General features: G+C 58.2%; 29 protein-coding genes and 1 tRNA gene. 8 read left to right on the top strand and 22 right to left on the bottom strand.

Annotation, left to right across the window (positions count from 1 at the left end):
• Window positions 1-167: 167 nt before the first annotated feature.
• The 3 genes from ACXHXG_RS08920 to ACXHXG_RS08930 form a co-directional block, all read right to left on the bottom strand.
• Window positions 168-332 (bottom strand): hypothetical protein, encoded by a 165-nt coding sequence (locus tag ACXHXG_RS08920; protein WP_457899063.1) that lies wholly within the window; start codon window positions 330-332, stop codon window positions 168-170.
• Between the two features lie 88 nt (window positions 333-420).
• Entirely contained in the window at window positions 421-669 is a 249-nt protein-coding gene (locus tag ACXHXG_RS08925; protein ID WP_457899064.1) for a hypothetical protein, read from the bottom strand.
• Complete coding sequence (locus ACXHXG_RS08930) at window positions 666-869, bottom strand: hypothetical protein (RefSeq protein WP_457899498.1); 204 nt, start codon at window positions 867-869, stop codon at window positions 666-668. The genes ACXHXG_RS08925 and ACXHXG_RS08930 overlap by 4 nt, the downstream gene beginning before the upstream one ends.
• Before the next feature lie 162 nt (window positions 870-1,031).
• Here ACXHXG_RS08930 and ACXHXG_RS08935 point away from each other — a divergent pair, with 162 nt between their 5' ends.
• From ACXHXG_RS08935 to ACXHXG_RS08945, 3 genes are all read left to right on the top strand, one after another.
• Window positions 1,032-1,823, top strand: coding sequence for a S24 family peptidase (locus tag ACXHXG_RS08935; RefSeq protein WP_283051153.1), 792 nt, complete (start codon window positions 1,032-1,034; stop codon window positions 1,821-1,823).
• 290 nt (window positions 1,824-2,113) lie between these two features.
• The gene (locus ACXHXG_RS08940) at window positions 2,114-2,446 is read left to right on the top strand and encodes a hypothetical protein (protein ID WP_457899065.1); all 333 of its coding nucleotides are present in this window, start codon (window positions 2,114-2,116) and stop codon (window positions 2,444-2,446) included.
• 2 nt (window positions 2,447-2,448) lie between these two features.
• Window positions 2,449-2,829, top strand: coding sequence for a hypothetical protein (locus tag ACXHXG_RS08945; RefSeq protein WP_457899066.1), 381 nt, complete (start codon window positions 2,449-2,451; stop codon window positions 2,827-2,829).
• 50 nt (window positions 2,830-2,879) lie between these two features.
• Here ACXHXG_RS08945 and ACXHXG_RS08950 read toward each other — a convergent pair whose 3' ends face one another.
• From ACXHXG_RS08950 to ACXHXG_RS08970, 5 genes are all read right to left on the bottom strand, one after another.
• Entirely contained in the window at window positions 2,880-3,350 is a 471-nt protein-coding gene (locus ACXHXG_RS08950) for an MEKHLA domain-containing protein (protein ID WP_457899067.1), read from the bottom strand.
• Between the two features lie 212 nt (window positions 3,351-3,562).
• A complete protein-coding gene (locus tag ACXHXG_RS08955) occupies window positions 3,563-3,961 on the bottom strand; it encodes a hypothetical protein (protein WP_457899068.1) in 399 nt (132 codons plus the stop codon).
• Between the two features lie 84 nt (window positions 3,962-4,045).
• Entirely contained in the window at window positions 4,046-4,885 is an 840-nt protein-coding gene (locus tag ACXHXG_RS08960; RefSeq protein ID WP_457899069.1) for an alpha/beta fold hydrolase, read from the bottom strand.
• A 178-nt stretch (window positions 4,886-5,063) separates the two neighbouring features.
• Window positions 5,064-6,671, bottom strand: a complete 1,608-nt coding sequence (locus ACXHXG_RS08965; RefSeq protein WP_457899070.1) for a bifunctional AfsR/SARP family transcriptional regulator/alpha/beta hydrolase — start codon at window positions 6,669-6,671, stop codon at window positions 5,064-5,066.
• An 851-nt stretch (window positions 6,672-7,522) separates the two neighbouring features.
• The gene (locus ACXHXG_RS08970) at window positions 7,523-8,431 is read right to left on the bottom strand and encodes a LysR family transcriptional regulator (protein WP_457899071.1); all 909 of its coding nucleotides are present in this window, start codon (window positions 8,429-8,431) and stop codon (window positions 7,523-7,525) included.
• A 94-nt stretch (window positions 8,432-8,525) separates the two neighbouring features.
• Between ACXHXG_RS08970 and ACXHXG_RS08975 the strand changes: the two genes are divergently transcribed.
• The 3 genes from ACXHXG_RS08975 to ACXHXG_RS08985 all read left to right on the top strand — a co-directional run bounded on the left by ACXHXG_RS08975 (window position 8,526) and on the right by ACXHXG_RS08985 (window position 10,863).
• Window positions 8,526-9,194, top strand: a complete 669-nt coding sequence (locus tag ACXHXG_RS08975; RefSeq protein WP_457899072.1) for a DsbA family protein — start codon at window positions 8,526-8,528, stop codon at window positions 9,192-9,194.
• Between the two features lie 27 nt (window positions 9,195-9,221).
• Entirely contained in the window at window positions 9,222-9,830 is a 609-nt protein-coding gene (locus tag ACXHXG_RS08980; protein WP_457899073.1) for an NAD(P)-dependent oxidoreductase, read from the top strand.
• 127 nt (window positions 9,831-9,957) lie between these two features.
• A complete protein-coding gene (locus ACXHXG_RS08985; RefSeq protein WP_457899074.1) occupies window positions 9,958-10,863 on the top strand; it encodes an MBL fold metallo-hydrolase in 906 nt (301 codons plus the stop codon).
• Between the two features lie 1,231 nt (window positions 10,864-12,094).
• Here the strand turns inward: ACXHXG_RS08985 and ACXHXG_RS08990 are convergent.
• Window positions 12,095-12,170 (bottom strand) — tRNA-Ile (locus ACXHXG_RS08990).
• Between the two features lie 165 nt (window positions 12,171-12,335).
• Here ACXHXG_RS08990 and ACXHXG_RS08995 point away from each other — a divergent pair.
• Entirely contained in the window at window positions 12,336-13,076 is a 741-nt protein-coding gene (locus ACXHXG_RS08995; RefSeq protein WP_457899075.1) for an SIMPL domain-containing protein, read from the top strand.
• 127 nt (window positions 13,077-13,203) lie between these two features.
• On the opposite strand, the gene ACXHXG_RS09000 is transcribed toward ACXHXG_RS08995, so the two are convergent.
• The 4 genes from ACXHXG_RS09000 to ACXHXG_RS09015 all read right to left on the bottom strand — a co-directional run bounded on the left by ACXHXG_RS09000 (window position 13,204) and on the right by ACXHXG_RS09015 (window position 15,143).
• Entirely contained in the window at window positions 13,204-13,542 is a 339-nt protein-coding gene (locus ACXHXG_RS09000; RefSeq protein ID WP_283051171.1) for a hypothetical protein, read from the bottom strand.
• Between the two features lie 263 nt (window positions 13,543-13,805).
• Window positions 13,806-14,099, bottom strand: a complete 294-nt coding sequence (locus ACXHXG_RS09005; protein WP_457899076.1) for a hypothetical protein — start codon at window positions 14,097-14,099, stop codon at window positions 13,806-13,808.
• Window positions 14,100-14,264: 165 nt separating this feature from the next.
• Window positions 14,265-14,702 carry a secondary thiamine-phosphate synthase enzyme YjbQ gene (locus ACXHXG_RS09010; RefSeq protein ID WP_457899077.1) on the bottom strand — a complete coding sequence of 146 codons (438 nt, stop codon included), beginning with the start codon at window positions 14,700-14,702 and terminating at the stop codon, window positions 14,265-14,267.
• Between the two features lie 87 nt (window positions 14,703-14,789).
• Window positions 14,790-15,143 (bottom strand): DUF1428 domain-containing protein, encoded by a 354-nt coding sequence (locus ACXHXG_RS09015; RefSeq protein WP_457899078.1) that lies wholly within the window; start codon window positions 15,141-15,143, stop codon window positions 14,790-14,792.
• Window positions 15,144-15,323: 180 nt separating this feature from the next.
• On the opposite strand from ACXHXG_RS09015, the gene ACXHXG_RS09020 reads away from it, so the two are divergent.
• Complete coding sequence (locus ACXHXG_RS09020) at window positions 15,324-15,716, top strand: GNAT family N-acetyltransferase (protein ID WP_457899079.1); 393 nt, start codon at window positions 15,324-15,326, stop codon at window positions 15,714-15,716.
• 12 nt (window positions 15,717-15,728) lie between these two features.
• Here the strand turns inward: ACXHXG_RS09020 and ACXHXG_RS09025 are convergent, their stop codons facing one another.
• The 9 genes from ACXHXG_RS09025 to rpoD form a co-directional block, all read right to left on the bottom strand.
• The gene (locus ACXHXG_RS09025) at window positions 15,729-16,655 is read right to left on the bottom strand and encodes a LysR substrate-binding domain-containing protein (protein ID WP_457899080.1); all 927 of its coding nucleotides are present in this window, start codon (window positions 16,653-16,655) and stop codon (window positions 15,729-15,731) included.
• Between the two features lie 345 nt (window positions 16,656-17,000).
• Window positions 17,001-18,230 carry an MFS transporter gene (locus tag ACXHXG_RS09030; RefSeq protein WP_457899081.1) on the bottom strand — a complete coding sequence of 410 codons (1,230 nt, stop codon included), beginning with the start codon at window positions 18,228-18,230 and terminating at the stop codon, window positions 17,001-17,003.
• A gap of 145 nt (window positions 18,231-18,375) precedes the next feature.
• A complete protein-coding gene (locus ACXHXG_RS09035) occupies window positions 18,376-19,068 on the bottom strand; it encodes a B3/B4 domain-containing protein (protein WP_104823680.1) in 693 nt (230 codons plus the stop codon).
• Between the two features lie 84 nt (window positions 19,069-19,152).
• On the bottom strand, window positions 19,153-19,962 hold the full coding sequence (locus ACXHXG_RS09040) for an AraC family transcriptional regulator (RefSeq protein ID WP_457899082.1): 810 nt from the start codon (window positions 19,960-19,962) through the stop codon (window positions 19,153-19,155).
• Window positions 19,959-20,615, bottom strand: a complete 657-nt coding sequence (locus ACXHXG_RS09045) for a glutathione S-transferase family protein (RefSeq protein WP_457899083.1) — start codon at window positions 20,613-20,615, stop codon at window positions 19,959-19,961. The genes ACXHXG_RS09040 and ACXHXG_RS09045 overlap by 4 nt, the downstream gene beginning before the upstream one ends.
• Window positions 20,616-20,782: 167 nt before the next feature.
• Window positions 20,783-21,076, bottom strand: a complete 294-nt coding sequence (locus ACXHXG_RS09050; protein ID WP_104823683.1) for a GYD domain-containing protein — start codon at window positions 21,074-21,076, stop codon at window positions 20,783-20,785.
• Between the two features lie 257 nt (window positions 21,077-21,333).
• Complete coding sequence (locus tag ACXHXG_RS09055) at window positions 21,334-22,317, bottom strand: DMT family transporter (RefSeq protein WP_457899084.1); 984 nt, start codon at window positions 22,315-22,317, stop codon at window positions 21,334-21,336.
• A gap of 123 nt (window positions 22,318-22,440) precedes the next feature.
• Window positions 22,441-24,087, bottom strand: coding sequence for a DUF930 domain-containing protein (locus ACXHXG_RS09060; protein WP_457899085.1), 1,647 nt, complete (start codon window positions 24,085-24,087; stop codon window positions 22,441-22,443).
• Between the two features lie 375 nt (window positions 24,088-24,462).
• The gene (rpoD, locus tag ACXHXG_RS09065) at window positions 24,463-26,526 is read right to left on the bottom strand and encodes an RNA polymerase sigma factor RpoD (protein ID WP_104823686.1); all 2,064 of its coding nucleotides are present in this window, start codon (window positions 26,524-26,526) and stop codon (window positions 24,463-24,465) included.
• Window positions 26,527-26,825 lie beyond the last annotated feature (299 nt).

Raw genomic sequence — 26,825 nt, forward strand, 5'->3', positions numbered from 1 at the left:
CCTCAGCAAAAGCAATGCCTGGAACGATTACAAAAACCACAAACGCAAAAGGGGGCCTCTCCCGTTAAGGAGAGGGCGAGATAGGGAAATGGTCGGCACAGTAAAACCGACGAATGCATTGGAGAAAACTGAAATCAACGCGACAATACGGCATATAGCGGTGGCAGTCAGGGTGCGGCCCTTCCACCTCTAATCCATCGGGAAATCGAATCGAAAATCAGATCAGCGATCCACATGGCGCAGACACCAACCACGAACGCCGTCGCGTTCATGGCCGCGGCGTCCTTTTCCGGTAGCGGCCAATTGATGGCGCGCAGATGAAATTCATTCATGGAAACCTCCTCTGGTCGCCTAGACCAGGTCTTCGAATTAAGTTTTGAAAATGGTTCAAATGCCGAGCGGCAGGCTGTCAGCGCCATGTCATCGGGGGCGGAATCTGGAGCGCAACCAGAGTGACCAAAGCCCTAGAAGCTCGCTTCGATTGGCCTCTGACTGAAACTCATCATCAATCATGCGAAAATGGACCAGATCTCCCTCCGGCGCGCCGCTGGCATCATCCTGACCAGCAGACCTCGAAGACGAAATAATCGGCTCCAGAGCGGCAAGAACACAAAGGAAGAAAAGAGCAGCGCCGACGCAGGCGAGAAAACCCTGAATGATCTCGCTCATATCGCTTTCTCCGTAGCAGGCTCGCTCCCGACCGAACCGGGATCAGACATTTCCGTTGGCTCGACATGCTCGTCGCAAGTTTCACAGTGCCGCTCGATCACCTCCGCGATCGACAATGCCCGGCCACAGCCGGGGCAACCCCAGAAGAAGTCGAAATAGCGTGAGCTCGAACCCACCTTTGTGTCCCTCCTAATTGACATCATCCGATCACTCCCCAAAACCATCCTCCGCTAGGCGCCGTTCGCCTCAGCACTTCGGCCTGCAGCGAATTTAACCGCCGGTATCTTGATGGACACAAAATATGTTGTTATTAATGTCGATGTCAACATGATTTATGTTAATTATTTTGCGAGTGTTGGATCATGCAAAAATCCATGGGCGAACGACTAAAGGCGGCGCGCGAAGCCGCAAACTATCCCTCGGCGACGAAGGCGGCGGAGGCACTTGGCATTGGCCTGTCAACCTATCGTGCGCATGAAAACGGCCAGAACGAATTCGGCCCCGAGATCGCCGATCGCTACGCCAAGAAGTTCGGCACCACCGCCGGCTATCTTTTAACGGGCGAAGGGCCAAGGAAGGTGGAGCGGCCAGGGCCACGCATGGTGGTCACCTCCTTCGATCCCGATGAGCAATACAATGAAGGATTTGCCGAAGGCGGCGATGACCTCAGCTACAGTCGGGAACATTGGCAGCCGAAGATCGAAGGCGCGACGCCGGAGGTGGACGTCAAACTCGGCGCCGGCAGCGGCATTGTCGGCGAGGTTATCAATCTGCCGGTCGGCGCAGGCAATGTTGCCGGCCATAAGATCGTGGCGGAATGGCTGATTCCCTCAGGCTATTTGCGCAACGAGGCAAAGGCATCGCCGAACCACACCATCATCATGGAAGTGATCGGCGATTCCATGCAGCCCACCTACATGCCCGGCGACCGCGTCGTCGTTGATCTCTCGCAGAATCAGATGGCGACCGATACGGTCTATGCGATCAGCGACGGCTATTCCGAACCGCAGATCAAACGCCTCCAGCGCGTTCCCTTCACCCAGCCAAGCCAGGTGAAGATCATCTCCGACAATCCAGCACTGGAAACCTTTACGGTGGAATTGGCGCGGCTGACGATTATCGGGCGCATTTGCGGACACATTGCCAGGAAATAGGTCGTAACCGATTCTCCCCTGCCCCATCAGTCATCCGCTTCCGACTAACTAGAAGCGGAGCCGGACGCTTATTCCTAGACAAGCCTTAAACATTTATAGTGTTTTTTGCAATCAATAGACACAAATTATGTTGACATATATCGTGCCATATGAAAGTTTGCCTTTCACGAGCCGATCGGCCGAGACGGAATGAGCCCGCGCAAGTCCAGAAATCTTGCGCGAAGCCAGCGAAACCGGATCGGCAATCGGCTGAATGCAGCCCGCGGGATGCAGAAGGGAAAACGCCATCCATGCATGCAAGATCCGAAGTCATGACCACCGCTTGGACGCTTTATCGCCGTGACACGCGGCTGCGCCGGCCTTCGACCGCGGCCGCCAGGCGCCAATGGTTCGCCCGTGCACTCTCGACGGCTTGGACATGGGCACGCCAGCAAGCAACCGATGCGACCAAAACCGAAGACCAGAGCCTCACTGAGCGAATTGCAAATCTGAGACTGGAATTGCTGCGCATCGATGCCCGGCCATTCGGAATGTCGATTGCCAGGGATCGAGCGATGCTGATGGAAGAGATCCATCACCTGTCAGAAAAATCGCTCGTGTCGGTTGCACAAATGGCCGCGTGATGATGCCCAGCGAAGTTTTCTCCTGCGAATATCCATTCGATGAACTCACCATCAATCTCTGCGACCGTTGGGAGACCGGCTTGCTCCTGTATGGTCGCGCCGAACTGACATCGGCGGGAGATGACTATGATGGCGAGTTTTATGTCTCCGCGATCCGGCTGGATGGCGGCGCGCGATTGGCGCGGCCGCATCCCCTCGGCAATGCCGACGGCTTTGAGGCCGAACTGTTCCGCCGCATTGCCGCCGTGATCGAAAACGACAGGACACCCGCCGGCGGCCACGCCGCCGAGCTGTTCGCCATCGAGTATGAACAGTCTAAGGAGACCGATTACGACTTATTTCGCGAAATCGAACGGGAAACGATATTGGAGCCGGTGGCATGATTATCCTCCAGCATCAGATTGCGACAGACCGAGGCTATGGCCGATCCGATCTACACGTCTTTCCACTTCGAAAAGGTCGCCGCCTGCCCACGCCGATTTCCGTCGCGGTCGATGAGTTGCCAGACGATGCCGTCTTCCATCCAGAAGCGCCGTCCCGACTTCGTGAACCGCAACCCGCGATAACCCGAGATAAAGCCGTCGCGTGTAACCGCATCCAACAATTGCTGACGTTCGGCACGGTTCGGAAGCTCCGCCGAGAGACGCGACGGCAAAGTGATGAATTCGTCCCAGGGATATTCGAAACAAGCCTGGCCGGCCTTGTTGGCATAAATGAAGCGCGGATCGGCATCGGTATTATGCGCGACGACCACGAACGGAGCATCGTTATAGAGCCAACTCGGTCCGAGCCCCTCGTCGACAAGAGGCGTTCCGACGATACGGGCATAACTTCCGGTGAGCAGATCGAAAAACTCGCGATCAACCGACAAATCGGAGCTGTTGCGTTCTGAACTAATGGCCATGGATATCTTTCCTGCGAGCATGTCCGGTTTTTTCTTTAAGGCCGGAAATGCCGGAAACCAAATAGAACATCTCGCTGGCACTTGTAATTGGTCCTGCGCATAAATTCAAAGGTGGCGTGCCGGGAGGGCAAGCCATAGCCACCAAAAATCAATGATTTAGACCAAAGCGGGATCGGAAAACCTTCCACAATCAATCCCGATCGCCCATTCGGCTATTGATCATCATCGTCGTAACGCGACGAGGACCGCCGCCCCTCGAGCCTGTCCAGAATTTGGTTTAGCTCGTCCGCACATGCCTTCATGGGTTCATCTTCGGCACATTTGATGTCTATTTTGACATCGCCGTTCTCGATGCGGAAACGAGCCGCCTTGGAAAAGAACGGACGACGGTTCATTGAACCCCTATGCCAACCGCCTCGCATTGCATCGTCATCAGGTCGGTGCTGGCCCATTGCTGGTGGTTGCGGCGAGTTTGCCGGCGGCGCTGTTTCTGTCTGGGTGGGCTGTTGGGCCGGCGGCGTCGGCGCCGTTGTATTCGGAGCTTGCTGGGCGAAACTGACGCCAGCAGAAAGCGATAGGGTCAGCGCAGCGATAGATAGAATCGTTTTCATTCCCTGGTCCTCCTCGAGACTGTGTAAAGAACACGCGAACTTGAGGATGGTTGCCAGGATGTACGAAAATTTGAGCTCACATAGCTAGATACTCCGAAGATCACCATGATGTGCAAAGCGGTATAGCTCATTGTTGAACCGACCAGGGTCCTCCAGAAAAGGTGCGTGCCCTGTTGCGGCATACCACGATGCGGTCGCTCCCGGGCACAATGCTAGAAGATGCCGCCCCATCGCCGGCAGGACCACAGTGTCCTCTTGGCCGTGGGTTACAAGGACAGGCACAGCAAGTGCTGTCAGTACGTCGTCGGAATCGATCTCACGGGCCAGCAACGCAGCCCGGACCTTCGCTGGCACGGCCATATTCCAGCAAATGGCCGTTTCGAATATCTCGGAAGGTAGCTGCGAATAGGTGCACGCGCGCACGAAATTGCGGATCGCTGCGATGTTCCCGGGCAAATCGTCGCTCGTGGCGCCAATGACATGGTCGAGGAAGCCCGGGCCAATCAAGGTGCCGAGCGCCGCCTTGTTTAGCGTGGTCGCCGCGCCCACAAAGTTGATGCCCGCAACATGGGCAGTTCCATGGGCGTGCAGATAGTCGCAAATAATGAAGCCGGCATAGGACCAGCCCACAAGAACCGGCTTGCCGAGGTTCAGTTGATCTATTACGGCGGCGATATCGTCTGCCCAAAGCTGCGGTTCATTGTAATACTCCGCTTCAAGGGGAGCGTCCGACATGCCGTGACCGCGCAGGTCCAGGGCTACAAGACGAAAATCCTCTGCAAGCGTGCTTTCATACTGGTTTTTCCAGCAGAGATGGTTCTGTGACCACCCATGGATGAAGAGGATCGACGGCGCGTCCTCTCTTCCCCACTCGCGAACATGCAATCGCAATCCCTCGCCGCCAGTTACGGTGTGAACCTTCATCGCCGTGCCTCCTTGTCATCCTCCAAAACCGCAGCAGGCATTCTATTCCGCGCGCATGAGAAAGAATGTAGGAGAAACCGTTGAAAGTGCCGGGCCAATCGTTGAAAATTGCCGCCGCAGTCGAGGCGCGAGCACATCCCGCTCAGTTGATGGCTTCTCTAAGGCGGTCAGGTCCGCGTCAAGGCGCGATAACTCGAGGCTGCGTTGTTTCGGCGACGAAGCGCGTGAGTTCACGAACAAACTGCTCAAAGGCGGGTTCGTTGGCAAGGAGAATGTGATTGGCGCTGTCGAGATCGACAAATCGAGCTCCAGGGATGCCGGCTGCAAACTCTCTTCCGGACTGAAAGGGAACGACTGCATCTTTTCTTGCGTGCAGGACGAGGGTCGGAATCGTCACCTGCGACAGGACATCCGAAACGTCGATCTCTCCGAATGCTTCGTGCAGGCGACCTGCGTTGCTGGGCGACACAGAAATGCGCTGCAGTTCGTCAAACCAATCCATCTGCACCTGGTCTGCCCCTGGAATGAACATCGCAGTGAACAGATGCCGAAATACCGGATTGTTCTGACCCCACCCCTCCCGGATCAATGCGGTCATCGCCTCATGCGTGGCGACCTCATGGCTGTCACTTCGCTTGCGCCAGCCTTTTACAAATCCGCCATATAGGATGAGCCCCGAAACCCGTTCAGGGTGTCGGACGGCATAAGCAACGGAGACGGCGCAGCTTTGCGATACACCCAGAAGCGTGAACCGGTCGAGGCTTGCCGCGTCGACCACACTCTCCAGGTCCGCAATCATCGCCGCAAACGAAATATCCTCGGCAATCCAGTCCGAAAGGCCATTGCCGCGTTCGTCATAGCGTATCAGCTTCGCCTTCTCCGAAAGGGCATCGATCCAATGCCTCCACACCGGACTTTCCCAATCATACTGGAGATGCGACATCCAATGTGCGGCTCGCACGATCGGCGATCCCTGTCCACACACCGCGTAAGCAATTGTTACCCCGTCTGCGGTTTTGCAGAAGCGAATGTCCTGCGATCTCTTGCTCGGTGTTACCGGTGGCGACGGAACATCCGTTTCAAAAGTCCGGGAGACGAGACCTGATCCAGGCCGTGAAAGTCGCGGTGATTGGTTAAGGGCATCGCGAGCCCCCTTGCCCAGCCCAGCCCCGGAGACTGAAAGCTCCGACCATTGCTCGGGGAGATCGACAGTGGCAATCTCTTTGGTAAGACGGTCAAGCACCAGAGAATAAACGTTTACTCGCTCAGGACTGTCTTGAAGGCGTCGAAGGAGGACGCGCAGAATTGCCATGTGCAACCGAAGCGCCATATCCCGGTGACATAGCCGCCACGCTTCAAAGTTTGGGCAGTGCGGCAGGCAGAGGTCTTCAAGAAATTCGCCGCGAAACGTTGTGGCAAGCAACTCCAATGTCTCCGTATCCAAGGCGTCGACGTCAGCAGGTCGGAGAGACGACATGCGCTTGAAATCCACGTCGATCATCTGCGGGCTGAGGAGAACGGAATTGTGGTCAGCATGCAAACGCACATGACCGTCAGTATTCACGATCGGCCTGAGTTTATGGAGGCTCCACCTCAACGAAGCCCGAGGGTCGTCTGGAACTTCCCAGAACATCTTGCAAAGATGATCGCGACGCTGGGGTCTTCCAATGACGGCCAAATAGGCAAGAAGAGCGCGGGTTTTCTTCGACTGCGGCAGAGACAGAAGTATTCCCTGCTGCTTGACCTCGAGTTCGCCCAATAGCTTGATGGTTAGCTGGCCGACCATGGCACACTGACTCGCGGAAGTGTTCAGCCGACAGCTTAAAGCAATGTAGCCCAAGATGAAATCGGCTGCGGTTACCGTGAGGCTAACACCTTGGGTGATCGGCCCATTCGCTTGGCTAGCGACCCTTCGTTGCGTTGACCCATGCAAGAAGGTGGATGAATGGCGAAATGATGAGGGAGTATATGGCCCGTTTTTAACGTCTACTACGCCTGTTACTTCGGATTTTGGCTTTTGCCGTTCCCACGTTGAGGGGCTTTAGGATACTGCACAATGAGGCAAGCCATCCGGAGGACAAGGTGATATGCCGCAATGATCGTCGATCACTGTGGGTAGGCAAATTTGCCCACCCACAGTGATGCAGTACGCCCGGGGGTGTCGAGCGCTAGTCGCAAACGGTCCTGTATAGCTTCACCCGATGGTGATAGCTGTACCTGTAATATTTTTCTGTCCAGCACCGGCGACCATAGTCATATCTCGGGCCGTCATAGTAGCCATCGTATGCATAGCGTGGCCGGTGATAGTATCGCGGTGGTGGCCGATCATCGTAGTAGCGAGGACCGGTCCCGTACTCAAAGTAGATCTGAGAGAATGCCGGCGACGTTGGTAACGCCGTTGCAAACGCCAGTGCTGCGATTGCGATCATTTTCATGTGTTCTTCCCATCCCGATTTGCACACCCTCATTTGCAAGGCTGTGTCTCACAACTGGGATGTTAATACGTCATGAGCGCTGCTTCTGAACACGGACCTAAGTCCTGATCAAATCCGGACTTTGGCCTGATGAAGCGCAAAAGGTTGGTTCGACGCTTACTCAACTTCTTTATTGGTATGAAGGCGGTGGACGCCCCGGACCTTACGAGGTGATTGCCGATCCCAAACGGGGGGAACCGCCGAGCTTTTCGGAAAGGAAGTCGATCAAAGCCCGCGCAGCCGTCGGGAGATGCTTGCGGGAAACGTAGAGAGCATGAATGCCGAGGGACCGAGGCTTCCAATCCGGCAGGACGACCGCGAGTTTCCCGGCGCGGACTTCCTCATCCGCCGCGAAGCAAGGCAGCATGGCGATGCCGAGACCTGAAAGAGCGGCACGTTGCAAAGCCAGAGCGTCGTTCGTCTGAAACCCTCCCGACACAGCTACTGTAACCTCACCCTCGTCCTTGTTCAGCAGCCATTCTGAGCCGCCCAGGTGCGCATAGGTCAGGCACCGATGGGCTATTAGGTTTTCCGGTGAAGCAGGCTCGCCGCACGCTGCCAGGTAGTCCTTAGAGGCATACAGGCGAGATGGGCAATGCCCCAGACGTTTCGCCGTCAGGGATGGATCGAGATGGTTCGCGATACGGATTGCAATATCGATGCGGTCCTGAACGAGGTCGACAGATCTGTCCGAGATCTGCAGATCGATCTTGATCCTGGGATATCTGGTCGCGAATTCCGAGAAGTGAGGTATGAGCTGCGCCTCGGCGAGAATACTTGGGGCGGTTACTCTCAGAAGACCATGTGGAGTATCGGAATGAACCGCCACCTCGGTCACGGCGTCGGCGACGCGAACCATCTCCCTACACAGCTCCAGAACGCGCTCGCCGGCTGAAGTCAGACTGAGCCGCCGTGTCGTGCGATGAAGAAGCCTTGTTCCCGACCATTCCTCGATCGACGCAATATACCGCGAGGCCATCGCACGCGACATCCCGAGTTCTTCAGCGGCAGCCGACGCACTGCCACGTTCGACTGTTTTCAACAGGACTACCGCCGCGGTGATTCGATCCATAATTTGCTCGATCCATGCAACATTCTGTATCGCATAGTGCTGTATATCCTTGATTTTTGCAACACTACATTGTCTCCCAACAAAGGAGATCGACATGACCGCCGACATCGAACTTCAATACTTCTTCGACCCACTCTGCGGCTGGTGCTATGCAAGTGCGCCGGCGCTGGCGGGCCTGGCCGACAAATACGGCGACAAGCTCAAGATGCTGCCCTCCGGCCTTTTCGTAGGCGGACGGCCGATCTCGTCCATCGCTGACCATGCCTGGCGCAACGACCAGCGTATCCAGAGCCTGACGGGCCAGCCGTTTTCGGAAGCCTACCGCCATAACGTCCTGCTGGCGCCGAACGGCGTCTTCGATTCCCGGTCAGCAACACTGGCCCTGACCGCTCTTGGCGAGCAGGATGCTCGCCTTGAACCCCGCTTCCTGCATGCCGTGCAGATCGCCCGTTATGTCGAGGGGCGCGACACATCCAGCATCGACGAGGTGACCGAGGTTGCCGTCCGGGTGGCCGCCGACCACGGCTCCGAACTGGCGATCGAGGCTTTCGCCGACCGACTCCGGAATGATGTGGATCTGCGTGAGCGGACTATGGAGCGAATGGAAGAAACACATGTTCGGATGAACACCCTCGGCATTCGCGGCGTTCCGCAGCTCGTCGCAGTCGTCAACGGGACGTCGCACGTTCTGAGCGGCGAAGCCCTCTACCGCGGCCCGCAGCATCTCGTCGCAGCACTTTCCAGGCTGCCAGCAGCTCCTTGAAAACCACAACCCAAAAGGAAGATCATCATGAAAATCGCACTCATCGGCGCTTCCGGTCAGGCCGGTTCCCGCATCCTTGCCGAACTGTCCTCGCGCGGCCATACCGTTACCGCCATCGCCCGCGACCCCTCCAAGGTCGGCGCCCTGCCGAACGTCACCGCCGAGGCGGGTGACATTGACGTTCCGGACGCTCTAGCAAACGTCCTGGCCGGACATGACGCCGTCATCAGCTCGGTCCATTTTTCCGCCGCCAATCCCGACAAGCTGATCGGCGCCGTCAAGGCCTCAGGCGTTCGCCGCTACTATGTGGTCGGCGGCGCCGGCAGCCTTGAAGTCGCGCCGGGCGTCCTTCTCGTCAACACACCCGAATTCCCGGCGATGTATAAGGCCGAAGCCCAGGGTGGCGTTGACTATCTCAAACAGCTCAAGGCCGAGGACGGCCTCGACTGGACCTTCCTGTCGCCCTCCGCTGCCTTCGTGCCGGGCGAGCGTACAGGTAACTTCCGCCTCGGCAAGGACCGGCTCCTGACCAACGAAAACGGCAGCAGCATTTCGTTTGAAGACTTCGCCGTCGCGCTCGTCAACGAAATCGAAGCACCAACGCACGTGAAGCAGCGCTTCACCGTCGGCTACTAACCACCAGTTTTCAGCACCATTCGCTTTAGCGCAGCCGCTCATCAATGAGGTGGCGGCTGCGCCCGGATCCGCTTGCCTCCTTGGTAGGCTCCGGACCTCTCTTCCACCTCCATCAGGAACTAAATCAATGCCCAACCGTCGCAATACCCTCAAGTCGATCGCGGCCGCCGCCGCTGTAATGATCGCTATCGCCTCGTTCGCAACCGCGCAGGAGCAGCCTGCTCTGTCGTGGAAGGCTTTCAAGACCACCGAAGCCGGCTTTCTGCGCGCCCCGGTTCTCATCACCGGAAAGAGCGAAGCGGTTCTTATCGACTCGAGCTTCAGCTTCTCGGACGGCAAGGCCGTTGCGGACGCCATCAAGGCTAGCGGCAAGCGCCTGACCACGATCTACATCACGACCAACGATCCCGACTACTACTTCGGCCTCGCACCTGTTCACCAGGCGTTTCCGGACGCCCGCATTCTTGCTGCCGCTGATACCGTAGCCTTGATGCGCACGAAGGCTGAAGGCAAGATTAAGGCATGGTCGCCGGTTCTGGGTGATAATGGTCCTAAGGCCGTTGCGGACCTCATCTTCCCTGAAGTCAGCGACATCACCTCCCTGTCGGTCGACGGCGAAAAGCTGGAAATCGTCACTGCGCCGGGCGTCAAGGACCGTGGCCGCTACATCTGGGTTCCCTCGCTGAGCGCCGTGTTCGGGGGCGTGGCGGTGTTCGGGGGCATGTACCCCTGGGTCGCGGACATGCCGACCGCCGAAGAACGCACGGCATGGAAGGCCGCGCTTGAAGACATCCTTGCCCGCCACCCCAAGGTCGTCGTGCCTGGTCACACCACTCAAGCGTGGCCGACTGATGCTTCCAGCGTGACCTATACTCGCGACTACCTCGTCGCGTTCGAGGCCGAAGCCGCGAAGGCCAAGGATTCCAAGGCACTCATCGAGGCGATGAAGAAGCTCTATCCGAACGATGCGATGCCGATTTCGCTGGAAATTGGAGCGAAGGTCGCAAAGGGCGAAATGACCTGGGGAAACTGAAGAGGCTGAGCGCGGCGTATTCGCCGCGCCCTTCCATGCGTATAGATAATTGCAAGCGGACAAGGTCTTTCATCGCGTTATCGAGATTCACTGATCACCCGAACGACCACTAATGGCGCGAAGCTGCCGTCGCCGTCATGACGGCAGCCTTCGAACTGTCTAAAGCATCTTGGTCAAGGTGCCACCGGGACATCGCGGACGACAAAACAGTAGACCACAGTCTACACGGCGAGAGCCAATCATAGGCGCCCCGCGGAGGCAGGCATCAAGCACCTCGTTCTGGAACAGAAACAGGACAAGATTGTCCCACCGCATTCGGTGGTCGGAAAAAAGTGGGCCAATTATCGCGAAATAAGTCAATCTTTTCAATGATCGTTGAATGCACGACCTGAGAGATAGGTGACGTATTGTATCGGAGACATGGGTAACACTTTCCGCTTTGGCGGGAGGTGTTGATGCTGTGGAGAGAGACGTCGGCGATGGAGGAGCGTCTTCGATTTGCCGCCAGTCTGCTTGAGGGGGAAGGCATGAGATTCGAACTACAAACTATTCACCGTTCCATTTCAGCCGAAGCTGGGACCGAGAATAGACGAGAGGCGTTGGCTAATCATCATTGGTCAGCCGTCCACTTTTCCGCCTCAGTAGCGTTCTCACCGCTCCTCGGGTTTTAAAACTTTTCTCTCGGGTTCCAACATCGCTCTGGCGTCGACAAAGCGCTCTATGCGCCGATCGGTTCTATATCTATCGCGCATCAGGAGGTAGACGGCGAGGACCCATAGCGCGGCTATCGCGCGCGAGACCCAAGCGAAGGCGGTAGGACCCAATAAGTCATATAACCCCTGCATGCGGAGAGGCCGATGTCCGCTATCGAAAACAGCCGCATAGACAATCATTGCGGTTACCAAGGATACCAATTTATTTTCTTTGACAAATTTTAGCGCCGCACGTGCCCGCGATGGCCGTTCGACCTTCCAAGCTTCGTCGTGTCGTTGTTGGTCTCGCATCTGCAGGTCGTCCAAATATCGTTTCGGGTTTCGAGCAACCTAAACTGCCGCCGCTAATATTATAAAACTTATTCGAAACGGTTGCCGCAGCCGTTAAATTTACTGATATCCCTCACGACCCGTCCGCGATGGGGCGAAAGCGGACCCGACTCTATCGGCGTCGGCATTGTGGCTGCCCATGGACTGGTACATAAAACCAGCAGCTAAGTTATTGGAATACAAAAAATTGGTGGGCCCGGAGGGACTCGAACCCCCAACCAAGCGGTTATGAGCCGCCGGCTCTAACCATTGAGCTACAGGCCCGGCACGACTAAAAAATCAGCGTGCACGCAGCGCCGGGGCAATGGTTCCCCGGGAGCCGATTTGGCTCTAGCCCAATTCGTCTTTTCCCACAAGGGACTGCCGCAATACCTTCACAATCAATCCGCAAAAGCGAATCCCAAGGAAACACCAACCAAGGAATGAGCCATGCCACAGATGAAAACCAGAGATTTTGTTTTTGCTGCTCTTCTCGGCGCGACTCTCCTCGTGCCCGCCACCCATAGTTTCGCCGAGGATGCAAAACCGCGCGAGGCGATCATCACGGTCACTGGAGAGGGACATTCCGCAATCGCGCCGGATATGGCGGTTGTCACGCTCTCGGTCGTCAAGCAGGCAAAAGCCGCCCAGGACGCGCTCGATCAGAACAATAAGGCGATGGGCGCGGTGCTGGCGACGCTAAAGGACAGAGGTATTGCGGAGCGCGATCTTCAGACGTCCGGCTTCTCTATCCAGCCGCAATATGACTATCAGAACGACAAAGATGGCCATCCGGTGCCGCCGACCCTCACCGGCTATCAGGTGACCAACGGACTGACGGTGCGCGTGCGGGATCTCTCCAAGCTCGGGGCCCTCCTCGATCAGGCGGTCAATCTCGGTATCAACCAGGGCGGCGATATTCAGTTTACCAACGACAAGCCGGACGCAGCGCTGGAAGAGGCCCGAAAGAACGCTGTAGCCGATGCTGCGGCAAAAGCAAAAACTTTGACCGATGCGGCGGGGGTCAAGCTTGGCCACGTCATTTCGATCAACGAGGGCGCCATCGTCACGCCGCCGCAGCCATATATGCGCCAATCCATGGCCATGGCTGCCGACAAGGCGGTGCCGGTGGCGAGCGGCGAAAACACCTATAACGCCTTGGTCAGCATCACCTACGCAATCCAGCAATAGCCACAAAACAAAACCGCCCTTCGCTCAAGTCTCAAAGGACCGAGCAGAGGGCGGTTTCGTGGCCCCCGCCATAAAGCGAAAGCGTCAAGCTGTGGCCATCGGACACAATGCGCGTCCGCAGATGATATTAGCGGCCGATCAACGGGCAACCGCGAACATTGGCAAACATCATCGTATCCGGACCACGGCGGCCGAAACCATCGACGATAACGCGGCGCGGCGTCACGTCCACCACGCGAGCGCGGTGCAGGCCGTAGCCGCGAGCAACATCCATGGCCTCGCGCGGATCACAGCCACGACGTTCGTAGCGCGGCGGCGGGATATCGTAATCCGGCGGTGGCGGCCGATGCCGGCCCGGGCCAATATAAATGTCGACGCCCTGGGCGGAAGCATATTCCGCGGTGCCCGACAGCGCAGTAACAGTGATCGCGGCTGCGATCCCCAACTTTGCCAGTAATTCTCTCATCTGTCCTCCATGGAGCGAAAGGCTTCTCTCATGTGCTTACCGCATCTCCTGAGCGAATGCCTCGGGAGTAACGGCGCGATACTGAACAAGTCCAGAATCAACCGTTCATACGCCATTCAGGTACAATGAAAGCAAAAGCGAGACCAGAGGCGGACTCACTGCACAGCAGAAAATAAAAGCCGCCCTCCTTTATGAGGACGACTTCACTCATCTTAAAACATCGCTGCGGCAGCGCGATCATGGCCATAAACGGCCACGCGATATCAGCGGCGGATCAACGGGCAACCCGGCACGTTGGCGAAAACGACACGATCCGGACCGTGCCGGCCAAAGCCTTCAACGACGACACGGCGCGGCGTGATATTCTGGATTCGAGCGCGGCGCAGGCCCATGGCGCGAGCCTTCTGAACGGCTGCTATCGGCGAGCAGATGCGACCGCGATGGGGATCGTGGCGCACCTGATGAATACTCGGTGAAAGGTCGTTGGCCGAGGCGGCAGAAACGGCGCCGAGCGTGATGAGAGCTGCAATGCCAGCCTTGGCGAAAATGCCGATCATGGGTATTTCTCCTTCAAGTCCTGCTACGGATCGTTGCAATCCTGATTTGGCCAAATGCCTCAGGATTGAAGCAACATTAGGCCAGCCAAGCTGCACTGAAGACGAATTACTCATTCAGATTGTATTCAGCGCAATGGACGATCGGTTGACGCGAATTTTCCTGAATCAGACCGAAAGATGCAGCACGATTTCGCGCCGGTGCGGGCGGTCGCGGTGCTCGAAAAGATAGATGCCCTGCCATGTGCCAAGTGTCAGGCGTCCGCGCATCACGGGGATGCCGATCGACACCTGCGTGAGCGCTGTCTTGATATGCGCCGGCATATCGTCCGGCCCCTCGGTCGTATGGACGATCCAGCGCATCGAAGGGTCGGAAGACGGTGGCACGAGCCGGCGGAAGAAGGCGTTGAGATCCGTCTGCACGTCAGGATCGGCGTTCTCCTGGATCAGCAGCGAACAGGAGGTATGGCGGACGAAGATCGTCAGCAGCGCGTCGCTCGATGTGGAGCCTGCCGAAGTCCCTGCACGGACGAATTCCGCTGCCTGGTCTGTGAACTCATAAAGTCCTTGGCCATGGGTCGACAGTGTGATGACGGTCTGCGGCATGGCATCTCCGGTATTGATCGCAGCGATCCGCTTGAGGTCGGTCGCAACGGGCGGAAAGTCAAGCCCAGCCGCTGCCGCCAAGGCCGATCAGAGCTGCAAGAAAATCTCGAAGCCGCCATAGATCATGCGTTTGCCATCAAAAGGCATATTTGCCATCTCGTCTTTCAGCCGCGGATCGGCCATGACCTTTTCCATCACGGTATCGCGATGCTGGCGAGATTCGTAAGTAATCCAGGAAAAGATCACCACCTCGTCTTCCTTCGCCTGAACGGAGCGCGGAAAGGACGTCAACTGGCCATAGGGCACATCGTCCCCAACAGACTCCACGTAGCTAAGCGCACCATATTCTTTCCAGATATCGCCGGACTTCCCCGCCAACATCTTGTAAATCTCCAGCTTGTCTTTCGGAACGGCAATAACAAAACCATCCACATAGCCCATAACAACCTCCTCTGTTCTGTTTCCACACGCAAAGGAAGATCGATCATAGCGCGATCCGAGATGGGATGCACTTTTCCATTCCAATCGCCTTGATATCGGCCTGCCCTACGCGCCCGTTGCATCCATTCTCCCTGCGGATAAGCTTGCCATTGCGGTTTCATCAATGACGAGATGATGGTCATGACGATCGAATTCAGGATCGATCCCTATCCTGACAACCAAGCACTCAACGCCCTGTGGGCAACGGCTTGGAACGAGAGTACCCCACGCGATTTCTCATCTATCCTGCCGAGAAGCCTCGCCCATATCGGCGCCTTCCATGGAGTGCGCCTGATAGGATTCGTCAACGTCGCCTCGGATGGTGGCATACATGCCTTTATCCTTGATACCACCGTCGCACCCGAATTCCGTCGACAGGGAATAGCAACCAAGCTTGTCGAAATGGCAACGAACGTTGCGCGCGAACGCGGCGCAGAGTGGCTGCATGTCGATTTCGAACCTCATCTCGCCGGCCTCTATCGGAACCTGGGCTTTGCGGCGACAGAGGCCGGCTTGATCAGGCTGGGCGATTGACAGCGAGCCTGATCAAGCAACGGCATTGACCCGAGATATCAACCAGGTGCGGAACAACGCAGCCGATGGGTTTTGCAAGGCATTCGACGGATAGATCAGATTGTAACTGACGGCTGCCGGCTGAACTTCGACAAAACAACGCACCAACTGCCCCTCCGCGAGATCCTTCGCGACAAGGGAGCTGCGAACCAGCGCAAAGCCGAGACCGTCCCGACATGCTCCGAGCATGTCGGCAAAGGATTCGAATAGAGGTCCGTTCTCCGCCGCCTGGCCAATATTGAAATCGGCCATTCCGCCGTCATTGCCGTCGCCAATCACCTGTTCGTACCAGCGCTGCCAATCCACTACGGTATGGCGCATGCCGGTGTAACGCAGCAGCGGCGCTTCCTTTATGGCATTGCGCTTCGGCAACAGCTCGGACAGCGTCGGTGAACTGACGACAAACTCCTCATCCGTCAGCAACTCTTCCTGGACGAGGCCGGCTTCGGCTCGCCCGAGCCAGATTGCAAGATCGACGCCCTCAGGCCCGAAATCGGGTCGCTGATAGCCGACAATCATCTTCAGCTCGATGTCGGGGTGGCGCTGGCAGAAATCACCAAATCGAGACGCCAGCCATTGGCTGGAAAATTCCGGCGTCACCGACAGCGTCAGCGTGCGAACCGACACACTCGCCCGCGCGTGATACAACGCCGTCTCCAATTGAGAAATCGTCTCCACAATCGCCGGGTGGAGCCGCGCCCCGAGCGGCGTCAACCTTGCGCCCGACCGGCCGCGATCGAAAAGCCTGCCGCCGATCCAGCCTTCAAGCTGCGAAAGCTGATGACTGACGGCAGTCTGCGTCAGCCCCATCCTCTCAGCCGCTCGGCCAAAACCGCCGGTTTCGACGATGGCGCAAAATGCTTGCAAGACGGCCAGTGGCGGAAGCGGTCTTTTTCCCATGAAAATCCTTCATGCATAGGCGATGAAAGCTTCATTATACATGAGAAGCATACTGGCGCATTCCTCTAAGTCATAAGACCATCAGGCTTATGACAGATGAGAAACATTCATGGATTCATTCTGAGGCGTAGCGTCGAAAAGCGGATCACCCGGCTGCTCCGTGCGTTTGCTTGCGTCCAAAAACGGCGTGCCGAAAAGAAGGCGAGACGCGAAAATATCCTCTCAGTCAACGGCCACCTGAGGCGAGATGCCGGGCTGGACGATATTCCGCACCATCCATGAGCCTACAGACCTGAGCGCGAAGCCGTTTGCCGGATCGTATCACCGGTCTGGCCGAGGGTCGCCTCATCCCCTGAGCGTCTTGACCTTGGTCAAATCCGGAAAGATCCGCATCCAAAGCAGCACGACGGCGATGGTGCCGACGCCGCCGACGATGCCGGTGAGAACCGGGCCAAGCGCGCTGGCGAGCATGCCGGATTCGAATTCGCCGAGCTGGTTGGACGTGCCGATGAACAGGGAATTCACGGCATTGACGCGGCCGCGCATGTTGTCCGGCGTCAGGAGCTGCACCAGCGAACTGCGCACCACAACGCTGACCGTATCTGACGCCCCGACGACAAGCAATGCCGTGACGGAGAGGATGATGTTGCTCGAGAGCGCAAAGACGACGGTGGCGATGCCGAACACGAAAACGGCAAGCAGCATCTTCTTGCCAACATCCGTTTGCAGCGGTCGGCGTGCCAGCCAGATCGACATGACCAAAGCACCGATTGCGGGCGCGGCGCGCAGCAGTCCGAGGCCCCAGGGGCCGGCATGCAGGATATCGCGCGCGAACATCGGCAGCAGCGCCGTGGCGCCGCCGAGCAGCACGGCAAAGAGATCGAGCGAGATCGTGCCCATCATCACCGGCCTGCTCCTGATGAAGGAGACGCCGGCAAAGACCGAGCTCAGAGTCACCGGCTCCCGCGACGACGGCTGCTGTCGTTCGGTGCGGATCGAAATGACGTTGAGGCTCGCAATGACATACAGCACGGCAGACACCGCGAAAGGCGCAATCGGACTGACGCCATAGAGCAGGCCGCCGAGCGACGGACCGATGATGAAAGCGGTCTGCATCATCGATGTGGAGGTAGCGATCGCTATCTGCAACATCGACGGCGGCACGATATTCGGCAATAGAGCGGCCATGGTCGGACGCTCGAAGGCAGTTGCCGCCCCCATGACGGCGACTGCGGCGAGGATGCCGGCCGGGCCGATCCAGTGCTGCCAGACTGCGACGGCAAGGGCTAGCGCTGTCAAGGCTTCGATCAACTGGCAGACCAGGCCGATGCGCCGGCGATCGAACCGGTCGGCAACATGACCGACAATGAAGGTCAGGATCACCATCGGCAGGAACTGGCAGAAACCGACCAGGCCAAGGAAGAAGGCGCTATGGGTCTGATCGTAGATCATCCAGCCCATGGCAACGGTGACCGACTGGAAACCGATGGAGGAAAAGACGCGGGAGGCGGCGAAGGAACGATATCCGGGATGACCGAGCGCGCTGACCCGATCGTGACTATGCAGGGTGTCCATATGTCTTTCTTCTGTTCCGGTCGTGCCCGGAACAACTTTATGAGCAATATGAAATATTTATCTAAGTCCCCTGCTCTGCCCGAACGCCGCACTTGTCAACCGCGTTTTTGGCTAGATCGGCAAATTGCCGCCAAAGCGCGCGAGCCTAGAGATCAAATCGTGGTGAAGAGCGACTGAGCATCCCAGTCTTTGTGTCGACCGACCACACGCCGGCAAGTTCAGCGGCAAGGGTTGCGATCAATCTCGGCACATCATTTCCGGCCGCCTCATGCATGGCCTCGGCGACGATCAGCAGCGATCGCGTATCCTCGCGAACGGCGGAAAGGCCGCTTTGACGATTGGTCCAGCGCCGCGCATGCGCCCGGTCGGCACTATCGGCAAAGATCACTTCGCGCGGCTCCGGATGCTCCGTTTCGCCAGCGAAGGTGAGATAGCTCTCTCTGCCGGTCGCGTGCCTGACTTCGAGATCGCCGGAAATCTTCGCAAGATCGAAGACGGCGACGGGAATGGCGAAGGCGATCGAGATGGCGTTGCACAGATCGACGAGCGGATGCAGTTGCGGCAGCGATTTTTCCTGGCGGAATCGTCTGAGCAAAGCCTCGGAAGCGCAGCGATATTGCGTCGGCTTCAGGCCCATTTTCGAAAAGGTCCGACGCCAGGCCTGGATCTCCGGCATCTCGCCTTCCGCACTACCCGCCAGCCGCTCCTCGGCGATTGCATGGAACTTCGCGAGACGATCGCTGACGGCCACATCGGCGGTGATTCCTTCCACGAAGAGGACGCCGGGGACCAGATCGGGGAATTCGCTCCACATCTCATTCGAATGGCGGAAATACATGGCTTTTCCTTCTGCGCGGTTCTGATTTGGAACAGCAGAAGACCTCGATGCGGGCAGCCGGTCTTGAACGAAATTGCAGATGCCTCAGCGCGTCGTGTCGGCATAGATGCGCGGCGACACACCAAAATTGCGCACGAAAATCCGAGTCATATGGCTTTGATCGGCAAAGCCGCTGGCAAAGGCCGCCTCGGCCAGCGGCATGCCGCCGGCAATCAGCCGCCGCGCTCGCTGGATGCGACGCTGAAGCAGATAGGCGTGCGGTGTCAATCCGGTCACCTTGGCGAAACCGCGTAGGAGCTGGAAACGGCTGAGCCCGCTCACTCCGGCGAGATCGGCGAGCGTCACCGATGCTGCCGGATCATCATCGATGAGGTCGCGAGCACGCATGATCGCGGCGGGCGCATTGGCACCCGCTTCCGCGTGCCCCTGCTCACGCATCACGTCCGCAACAAGCGATAACAACAGTCCGTCTCGCCGCAGCGCAGCGTCCTGACCATCCTGACGAGTTACCGTCGAAAACAGTGTTCTGAATCGCGCGGCGATCTGTCCGTTTCGAATGACGGGAGAAGGAAGTTCCCCCTCGCCGGTGCCGCCCTCACCGATATCGCCCAGAAGATCCGTCATCAGCCGTGGGTCGAAATAGAGCATCGACCAAACACGGCTCTCCCCAATTGGCATGCCATCATGCACTTCGTTCGGATTGAGAGTGATGACGTCGCCGGTCTCAGCCCGCACCACGCCACGCCCGCTCAGCGACACCTGCGCGCCGCGCTCGATGACGCCGATGCCGAACTGATCATGGGTATGCTTGGGAAAACTATATCCTGTCTCCGCCGCCACGGCTTCGACGCCGGCAATGGAGGAGCGAAACATCCTGAACTGGCCTGGCTTCATGCGCCCGGCTCTTCCAGTTTGCTGAAAGCCGTCATCTCGACACTTGGCCGGGCTGCAATACGCGACCACCACGACGCCAGCTTGGGATGATGCTCGATCATTTCCCGCCCCTCCGGCGCCATGAGAAAATAGTCGAACATCGGCGCCACGTAGAGATCGGCCAGTGTCAGGTCCGGACCGCAGAGCCACTGCGTATCTTCCATAAGATCTGAAAGAGCGGCAAGGCCGATTGCGGCCTTGGAAAGGCTCGTGGCTATTCGTTCCTCGTCGGCGGCAATGCCCTCTGCCGGCTTTGAGACCCGCTCCACGTAGATACCCCACACCAGATGCGGATAGAGATATGCGTCGGCAATGCTGACGATCTGGTTCATCCGCGCGCGCTGCCGAGGCGCCATAGGCTGCAGGCGCGGCCCCTCGAATGCCTCATCGACATAGCGCGTGATCGCAGTCGTCTCGTAGAGCCGAAAATCGCCGTGTTCGAAAGCCGGAATCCGGCCGAATGGATGCCGCTCCAGATAGGATGCCGGCGGCCCGCCCTCAGCGAAAATGTCGATCGGCACCCTCTGGTGCTCGACGCCTTTCTCGATGAGCGCAAGGCGCGCAATTCGCACGTAGACGCTATAGTCCGCGCCAAAAAGGCAAGGCTGTTCCATATCTCAACGCCATTTCGTTCATCCGACATCTTTTCGAAGTCGGCCGTTGCGGTCAATGGTGGGCTGCATCGTCCAAGCTTCCCGCGCCCACATCACGGCGTTCCATCTCCCGGCCAAGCGCCACTGGCCGGGGAATCAACAGTCAACGTGGCAAGGTCGCCTCAATATTATCCCAGGGAGGCGATGATCTCGCGATAAGCGGCCTCGGGGAAGGCCTTCAGCGTGCGCGAGCGCACATTGCCGTTCGAACCAAGCGCCAAGGCAAAGCGAGCCATCACCGCATCATCGGGTGCCTCGCAGACAGCGACCATGTCGTGTTCGCCCATAGTCAGGAAAAATTGTTTGAAGGAACCGCCCATCTCTTCCAACTGCTTCTTGGCGACATCCAGCCGCCGCGGAGACTCCTTTACGCTACGCACACCCTGGTCGGTCCAATTGAGCAGAACGATATAAGTGGTCATCTCACACCTCCTCCGCTGCGCCGCATGCCCGTTGAGACGGGCGGGCAGATGACGCAGTAACGGTTTGATCCACGCGTAAGCCCCTCGAAAACCATCATGGTTTTCGGAATTACGCACCGCCATCCAGTGTTTGGGGTCCCTTCCCGTGAAGATGGGTTCGCCCCGAGTAACACAATAGGCTTGTCACCTTGCGGCGACAATAAACCTAATCCCCATTCATTCGGGTGACGAGATAAAGGGACCGCCGGCGAAGCATTTCACCGATTTGGTGTCTTGGCCTGCGACTCCTGCGCTGTCGCGAACGATGCCCGTGTGTCCGCAGCCACAACCGCCGCCGGCAAGGGTGTGCCGCGTTTGCGCTCGCGTGCCAGCGTCAGCAGGCCGGAAAAGACAATAAGGACGATGCCGAGCGCCATCGGCAGATCTATGCTGTCATTGAACAGCAGATAGCCGAAACCGATCGCCCAAATCATTTGGCTATATTGCGGCGGCGCGACGAGATTGGCGGGCGCCAACTTCGCTGCGCTCATCAAGAGGACGGTGCCGGCAGCGCCGAGAAGGCCGTAGCTGGCGAGGAACATCCATTGCCAAGCCGTCGGCCATGTCATCTCCGGCAGCATCAGCAAACCGCTGACGATCAGCGTGCCGAACAACACCGCCCCATAAAGCGAGATGCGCTTCTCCTTCGAGCCAAGCGCGCGATTGATAACGATCGAGACGGCCCCGCTTAAGCCCCCGATCGCTGCGCAGAGGTGGCCGATCGAAAGCTCACGAAAACCCGGCCGCAGCACGACCAGCACGCCGACGAAACCGATGATCACCGCCGTCCATCTTTGCCAGCGCACGTCCTCCTTGAGGAACACGACGGACAGAATGGTGACGAAGGACGGCAGCAGAAAGAGCAGCGCGAAAGCCTCTGCCATCGTCAGCTTGGTGAAAGCCACGATCGAGCAGATGGCGCCGATCGCGCCACAGGCGAAACGAAGCATCCACAGCGGCCGGTTCGTCGTCCTGACGACATCCAGCCACTCATCTCCGCGCGTCTTCAGAAACGGGATCGCCGCAAAACCGAACAGCGAGCCGATGAAGGCCACCTGATAGGACGGCAGCGTCCCATGCAATATCTTGATCGACGCGTCACTGAACGCAAAGACGGCATAGGATGCGAATGCCAAGAGGACGCCACGAGGCGTGGAATGGCCGGCGGCCATCGAATTGGAATGGGCTGTGATCGATGTCATTGGAATTGGGCGATGCGAAGGGAGGGAATGAATCAGACGTTGTCAGACGCAATCGTATGATGAAATGGGCCGATTTTCTATCGGCGTTGGGAATAAACTATTGTTTCAGGGTGAGATGTGCCCTCAATTGCTGGGGGCGCCCAGTTTCTCTAGCCGACTGGCGGGAATGCGACCTTTGACGGCATAGGAGAAAGCGACAACCTTCAAGGCATCGTCATCAACCTGGCATTTGAATTGGACCTGTTGCCATCCTTTGGGCGTCTCAACTGCAACGCCATCGCCGTAGATGCCGGTGTAGATGTACATATTAGGTGAGAGCGCAGAATTGATGAAATTGAGACCGTAGGCATTTAAATCATGCCAGTACTGCAGCTTTTGCTCGTTATTGCAAAGCTGCCGCACACGTTCACGCCGCGGCAGCTTTTTCCAAGTGTCCAATTCGTCCTTCGACATGCGCGCCATCTCTGTACCGGAGTAGAAGCGCTTGGCCTGGATGAATTTGCCCTGCTGGCCACCGACCTTTTGCTGAGCCTGCGACGGATCGGTTTTCGATGCGTCTTGCGTGCTGTCCGCTGACGCCTGCTGCTGCGGCCGAGGTTGAGGCGCGGGGACGAAGGTGGTTCCGGCCGTCGGGTCACTTGGGTCGCCGGAGACCGGTTGATCCTGCGATTGCTGCTGTGGCTGCGCTCCTCCGGTCGTCGGAACTGCGACATCCGGCGCAACCTTTGGATCGGCCGCGGCCTGCTGCTGGTCTACCTGCCCTTCGGCAGTCTTCGCTAGTCCCGCTATGGGATCGGACGCCGCTCCGTCCTTTTGATCCGCCTGCGTGCCTGCTGCATCGGTAGCAGGCATGTTCGGCTCGGCGATCTGGGTGTCAGACGGCTGGTCCGTCGCCAGCTCTTCCGGCGTCGGCGTCGATGCGGGATCACTGGAATTCGGATCGGTTGCAGACGCTGCGGCGTCAGGCTTGACGGCCTTGGCTTCCGTGTCGGTCTTCGCTGCCTCCTCGGCGTGCGCCTGTTGCTGCTGCGGAGTGGCATCGCTTGCCGGCGGCGTCTGGTTCGCCTGCGGCTGCGTATTGGCCCCTGCTGCAGCCTGCTGTGCAGGCGGCTGTTGTGGTGGATTGTCAGCGAGCGGCATCGATTGATCCGCAGTTTGTTGCTGCGGCTGCGTCGCCGGATCGGAACTGGCTGGCGGCTGGTCCTGCTTTGCTTGTGCCGGATCGTCGGTCGTCGGCGTCTGATCTTGCGGCTTCGCTTGATCATCGGCCGGCGTCGGCGACTGCGCGTCACCCGGCTGCGGCTGCGCGTCGGCCTGCTCGGTGGCCGGCGATGGCTGATCGGTCTTCACATCGGCAGGCTTATCGGCCTGCGCGGGCTCCTGTGACTTCGCGTCCTGATCCTTAGAGTTCGGGTCAGGCCCCTTCTCAGCCTTCGTCTTGCTCTCGTCGCTCAGCTTGTCAGCGGTCTGCTCGCCCTCAGTCTTGTCGGTGGACGCCGCCTTCGGTTCCTTCGAAGGCTGCTTTTCATCGGGCCTGGGTGTCGGCGTCGGCACGCGCCCGGCGCGCTCCGACGGCTTTGCGGCGTTCTTTGCCTCCTCCTTGGGCTGCGGCACCATCTCGACATTGATGCTGTCTTCCGGCTGCGGTATCGGCATAGCCACCACCGGCAGCAGGAAAAGCGCAGCGAAAAACAGGATGTGCACCAGAATGGAAGGGATCAGTCCCCATCGACGCTCATCCGGTTTCCGCTGTTCGGCGACGCGCTCCATCGGTCAGCGGCCGCAAGGCTGACGACGCAGGACAGACGGAAAAGCGCTCAACAATTTCATCCAAACCTTACCGACAAACGACATCCGACGACGCCTAGATTCCCGACATATGGTGTTAAACATCAAGGCCAGAAAGAGGCAGCCGGAAAATTGCAGACTGTTAGTCTGATCACAGCTCCGCAGTGCCCGGAAAACAAACCTGCGTGATCCCAAGCAAAGTCTGGCGGAAAACCCTCGCCAACACCGTAGCACATAACGTTGCACCGTTAGAAGGACCTGTCGCGAAGCGTGCAGTGCAGGCACATCTGACAAAACGAAAAACCCGGCTCGCTTGTACGAACCGGGTTCTAATTTCATAGCAACAAAGCAACCTGCTCAGCTATCAAGGAACGAGCGCAGCTTTCTGGAGCGGCTCGGATGCTTCAGCTTGCGCAACGCCTTGGCTTCGATCTGACGGATACGTTCGCGCGTAACCGAGAACTGCTGGCCGACTTCTTCGAGCGTATGGTCGGTGTTCATGCCGATACCGAAGCGCATGCGCAGCACGCGCTCTTCGCGCGGCGTCAGCGAAGCCAGCACGCGGGTCGTCGTCTCGCGCAGGTTGGCCTGAATGGCGGCATCGATCGGCAGCAGCGCGTTCTTGTCCTCGATGAAATCGCCGAGATGCGAATCCTCTTCGTCACCCACCGGGGTTTCGAGCGAGATCGGCTCCTTGGCGATCTTCAGCACCTTGCGCACTTTTTCGAGTGGCATGGCAAGCTTTTCGGCCAATTCTTCCGGCGTCGGCTCACGGCCGATTTCATGCAGCATCTGGCGCGACGTACGAACGATCTTGTTGATCGTTTCGATCATGTGCACCGGAATGCGGATGGTGCGGGCCTGGTCGGCGATCGAACGGGTGATCGCCTGACGGATCCACCATGTAGCGTAGGTCGAGAACTTGTAACCGCGACGATATTCGAACTTATCGACCGCCTTCATCAGGCCGATATTGCCTTCCTGAATGAGGTCGAGGAACTGTAGGCCGCGGTTTGTGTATTTCTTGGCGATGGAGATGACGAGGCGCAGGTTCGCTTCGACCATTTCCTTCTTGGCGATACGCGCTTCGCGTTCGCCCTTCTGCACCATATGAACGATGCGGCGGAATTCCGAGATCGAAATGCCGGTTTCGGTCGCAAGGTTCTGAATTTCCTGGCGGATGTCGCGGATCGTGGTGTTTTCGCTCTTGGCGAATTCCTTCCAGCCGCGGGCGGCAAGATTGCCGATCGACTTCATCCAGTTCGGATCGAGCTCAGCACCCTGATACTGTTCCAGGAAGCTATCGCGCTTGACGCCATAGGATTCGGCAAGACGCAGCAGGCGGCCTTCGTTCTGCACGAGGCGCTTGTTGATGTCGTAGAGCTGCTCGACCAAAGCGTCGATGCGGTTCTGGTTCAGCGACAGCGACTTGACCGACTTGACCAGCTCGTCCTTCAGCTCCTTGTAGCGGCGCTCCTGTGCGGACGACAGCGTACCCGAAGCCGACAGGCGCTGCTCGACCTGCTGGTCCTGCAGCTTGCGCAGCTTCTTGTAGGTTTCGGCGATCGTGTCGAGCGTCAGCATGACCTGCGGGCGAAGCTCTGCTTCCATCGCGGCGAGCGAGAGGCTGGATTCGTCCTCGTCCTCTTCCTCCTCCTCGATCGGCATGCCTTCGCCGCCGACGTCGGTGATGTCGTCATCCCCGGAGGAACGGCGGCCGCGGGCCTTTTCCTTCTCTTCGGCCGCCTTGCGGTCGGCCTCGATCTTTTCCGGGCTCTGGAACTGCGGCGCAGCCTTGGCCTCGGGACCGGAATAGGTCGTTTCGAGATCGATGATTTCGCGCAGCAGCGTGGTGCCTTCGTTGAGTTCGTCGCGCCAGATGATCAGCGCCTGGAACGTCAACGGGCTCTCACAGAGGCCACCGATCATGGTTTCGCGGCCGGCCTCGATGCGCTTGGCGATCGCGATTTCGCCTTCGCGCGACAGCAGCTCGACAGAGCCCATTTCGCGCAGATACATGCGCACCGGATCGTCGGTGCGATCGGTAGGCTCTTTCTTCTTGGTCGTTGCAAGCGCCGAGCCGCCGGAAGGCGCAAGCTCGCCGCCTTCACCATCCTCGTCGCCGCTGGAATCGTCGTCGTCGCCGCCACTGGCTGCCGCGCCCGCCTCTTCGACATCCTCGTCTTCAATGACGTTGATGCCCATATCGGAGAGCATAGCCATCGTATCTTCGATCTGCTCGGACGTCACTTCTTCGGACGGCAGAACGGCGTTGAGCTCGTCCATCGTCACGTAGCCGCGTTTTTTCGCGGCCTTGATCATCTTCTTGACCGCGTCGTCGGAAAGATCGAGAAGCGGGCCATCCGAGGCGCCGTCGCGTTCGACTTCAGCTTCTTCGTTCTCTTTGACCTTGGTTGCCATCTCTATATCGTCGCTTTCCCTGACGCTTGAAACTTACACGCGGTGACTGACCGCTCTGGCCCGGCACGCCTCGCGCCAGCCCCGAATCACCGACAAACACCTAACGGAATGACCTTTAATGCCTGATTAACCACGATCACCGGCTCCCAACAGCAAAGCTGGATTGCGTTTGGAATTCCGGCCATGGTATACGTGATCCGCCTGACCCACTTCACCGTTTTTCCGAGGACAAACGGTGATTCCTACAATTTTTGCTCTCGTCAAGCTTTTCCAGCAAAAAAGCCTGTTAAAATCGTGAA

The organism is Rhizobium sp. LEGMi-198b (assembly GCF_054114205.1).

Excerpts from the sequence above, each read along its gene's own strand:
- ACXHXG_RS08920 (WP_457899063.1), bottom strand. The coding sequence starts at position 332 with ATGAATGAATTTCATCTGCGCGCCATCAATTGGCCGCTACCGGAAAAG.
- ACXHXG_RS08925 (WP_457899064.1), bottom strand. The coding sequence starts at position 669 with ATGAGCGAGATCATTCAGGGTTTTCTCGCCTGCGTCGGCGCTGCTCTT.
- ACXHXG_RS08930 (WP_457899498.1), bottom strand. The coding sequence starts at position 869 with ATGTCAATTAGGAGGGACACAAAGGTGGGTTCGAGCTCACGCTATTTC.
- ACXHXG_RS08935 (WP_283051153.1), top strand. The coding sequence starts at position 1,032 with ATGCAAAAATCCATGGGCGAACGACTAAAGGCGGCGCGCGAAGCCGCA.
- ACXHXG_RS08940 (WP_457899065.1), top strand. The coding sequence starts at position 2,114 with ATGCATGCAAGATCCGAAGTCATGACCACCGCTTGGACGCTTTATCGC.
- ACXHXG_RS08945 (WP_457899066.1), top strand. The coding sequence starts at position 2,449 with ATGCCCAGCGAAGTTTTCTCCTGCGAATATCCATTCGATGAACTCACC.
- ACXHXG_RS08950 (WP_457899067.1), bottom strand. The coding sequence starts at position 3,350 with ATGGCCATTAGTTCAGAACGCAACAGCTCCGATTTGTCGGTTGATCGC.
- ACXHXG_RS08955 (WP_457899068.1), bottom strand. The coding sequence starts at position 3,961 with ATGAAAACGATTCTATCTATCGCTGCGCTGACCCTATCGCTTTCTGCT.
- ACXHXG_RS08960 (WP_457899069.1), bottom strand. The coding sequence starts at position 4,885 with ATGAAGGTTCACACCGTAACTGGCGGCGAGGGATTGCGATTGCATGTT.
- ACXHXG_RS08965 (WP_457899070.1), bottom strand. The coding sequence starts at position 6,671 with ATGGTCGGCCAGCTAACCATCAAGCTATTGGGCGAACTCGAGGTCAAG.
- ACXHXG_RS08970 (WP_457899071.1), bottom strand. The coding sequence starts at position 8,431 with ATGGATCGAATCACCGCGGCGGTAGTCCTGTTGAAAACAGTCGAACGT.
- ACXHXG_RS08975 (WP_457899072.1), top strand. The coding sequence starts at position 8,526 with ATGACCGCCGACATCGAACTTCAATACTTCTTCGACCCACTCTGCGGC.
- ACXHXG_RS08980 (WP_457899073.1), top strand. The coding sequence starts at position 9,222 with ATGAAAATCGCACTCATCGGCGCTTCCGGTCAGGCCGGTTCCCGCATC.
- ACXHXG_RS08985 (WP_457899074.1), top strand. The coding sequence starts at position 9,958 with ATGCCCAACCGTCGCAATACCCTCAAGTCGATCGCGGCCGCCGCCGCT.
- ACXHXG_RS08995 (WP_457899075.1), top strand. The coding sequence starts at position 12,336 with ATGCCACAGATGAAAACCAGAGATTTTGTTTTTGCTGCTCTTCTCGGC.
- ACXHXG_RS09000 (WP_283051171.1), bottom strand. The coding sequence starts at position 13,542 with ATGAGAGAATTACTGGCAAAGTTGGGGATCGCAGCCGCGATCACTGTT.
- ACXHXG_RS09005 (WP_457899076.1), bottom strand. The coding sequence starts at position 14,099 with ATGATCGGCATTTTCGCCAAGGCTGGCATTGCAGCTCTCATCACGCTC.
- ACXHXG_RS09010 (WP_457899077.1), bottom strand. The coding sequence starts at position 14,702 with ATGCCGCAGACCGTCATCACACTGTCGACCCATGGCCAAGGACTTTAT.
- ACXHXG_RS09015 (WP_457899078.1), bottom strand. The coding sequence starts at position 15,143 with ATGGGCTATGTGGATGGTTTTGTTATTGCCGTTCCGAAAGACAAGCTG.
- ACXHXG_RS09020 (WP_457899079.1), top strand. The coding sequence starts at position 15,324 with ATGACGATCGAATTCAGGATCGATCCCTATCCTGACAACCAAGCACTC.
- ACXHXG_RS09025 (WP_457899080.1), bottom strand. The coding sequence starts at position 16,655 with ATGGGAAAAAGACCGCTTCCGCCACTGGCCGTCTTGCAAGCATTTTGC.
- ACXHXG_RS09030 (WP_457899081.1), bottom strand. The coding sequence starts at position 18,230 with ATGGACACCCTGCATAGTCACGATCGGGTCAGCGCGCTCGGTCATCCC.
- ACXHXG_RS09035 (WP_104823680.1), bottom strand. The coding sequence starts at position 19,068 with ATGTATTTCCGCCATTCGAATGAGATGTGGAGCGAATTCCCCGATCTG.
- ACXHXG_RS09040 (WP_457899082.1), bottom strand. The coding sequence starts at position 19,962 with ATGAAGCCAGGCCAGTTCAGGATGTTTCGCTCCTCCATTGCCGGCGTC.
- ACXHXG_RS09045 (WP_457899083.1), bottom strand. The coding sequence starts at position 20,615 with ATGGAACAGCCTTGCCTTTTTGGCGCGGACTATAGCGTCTACGTGCGA.
- ACXHXG_RS09050 (WP_104823683.1), bottom strand. The coding sequence starts at position 21,076 with ATGACCACTTATATCGTTCTGCTCAATTGGACCGACCAGGGTGTGCGT.
- ACXHXG_RS09055 (WP_457899084.1), bottom strand. The coding sequence starts at position 22,317 with ATGACATCGATCACAGCCCATTCCAATTCGATGGCCGCCGGCCATTCC.
- ACXHXG_RS09060 (WP_457899085.1), bottom strand. The coding sequence starts at position 24,087 with ATGGAGCGCGTCGCCGAACAGCGGAAACCGGATGAGCGTCGATGGGGA.
- rpoD (WP_104823686.1), bottom strand. The coding sequence starts at position 26,526 with ATGGCAACCAAGGTCAAAGAGAACGAAGAAGCTGAAGTCGAACGCGAC.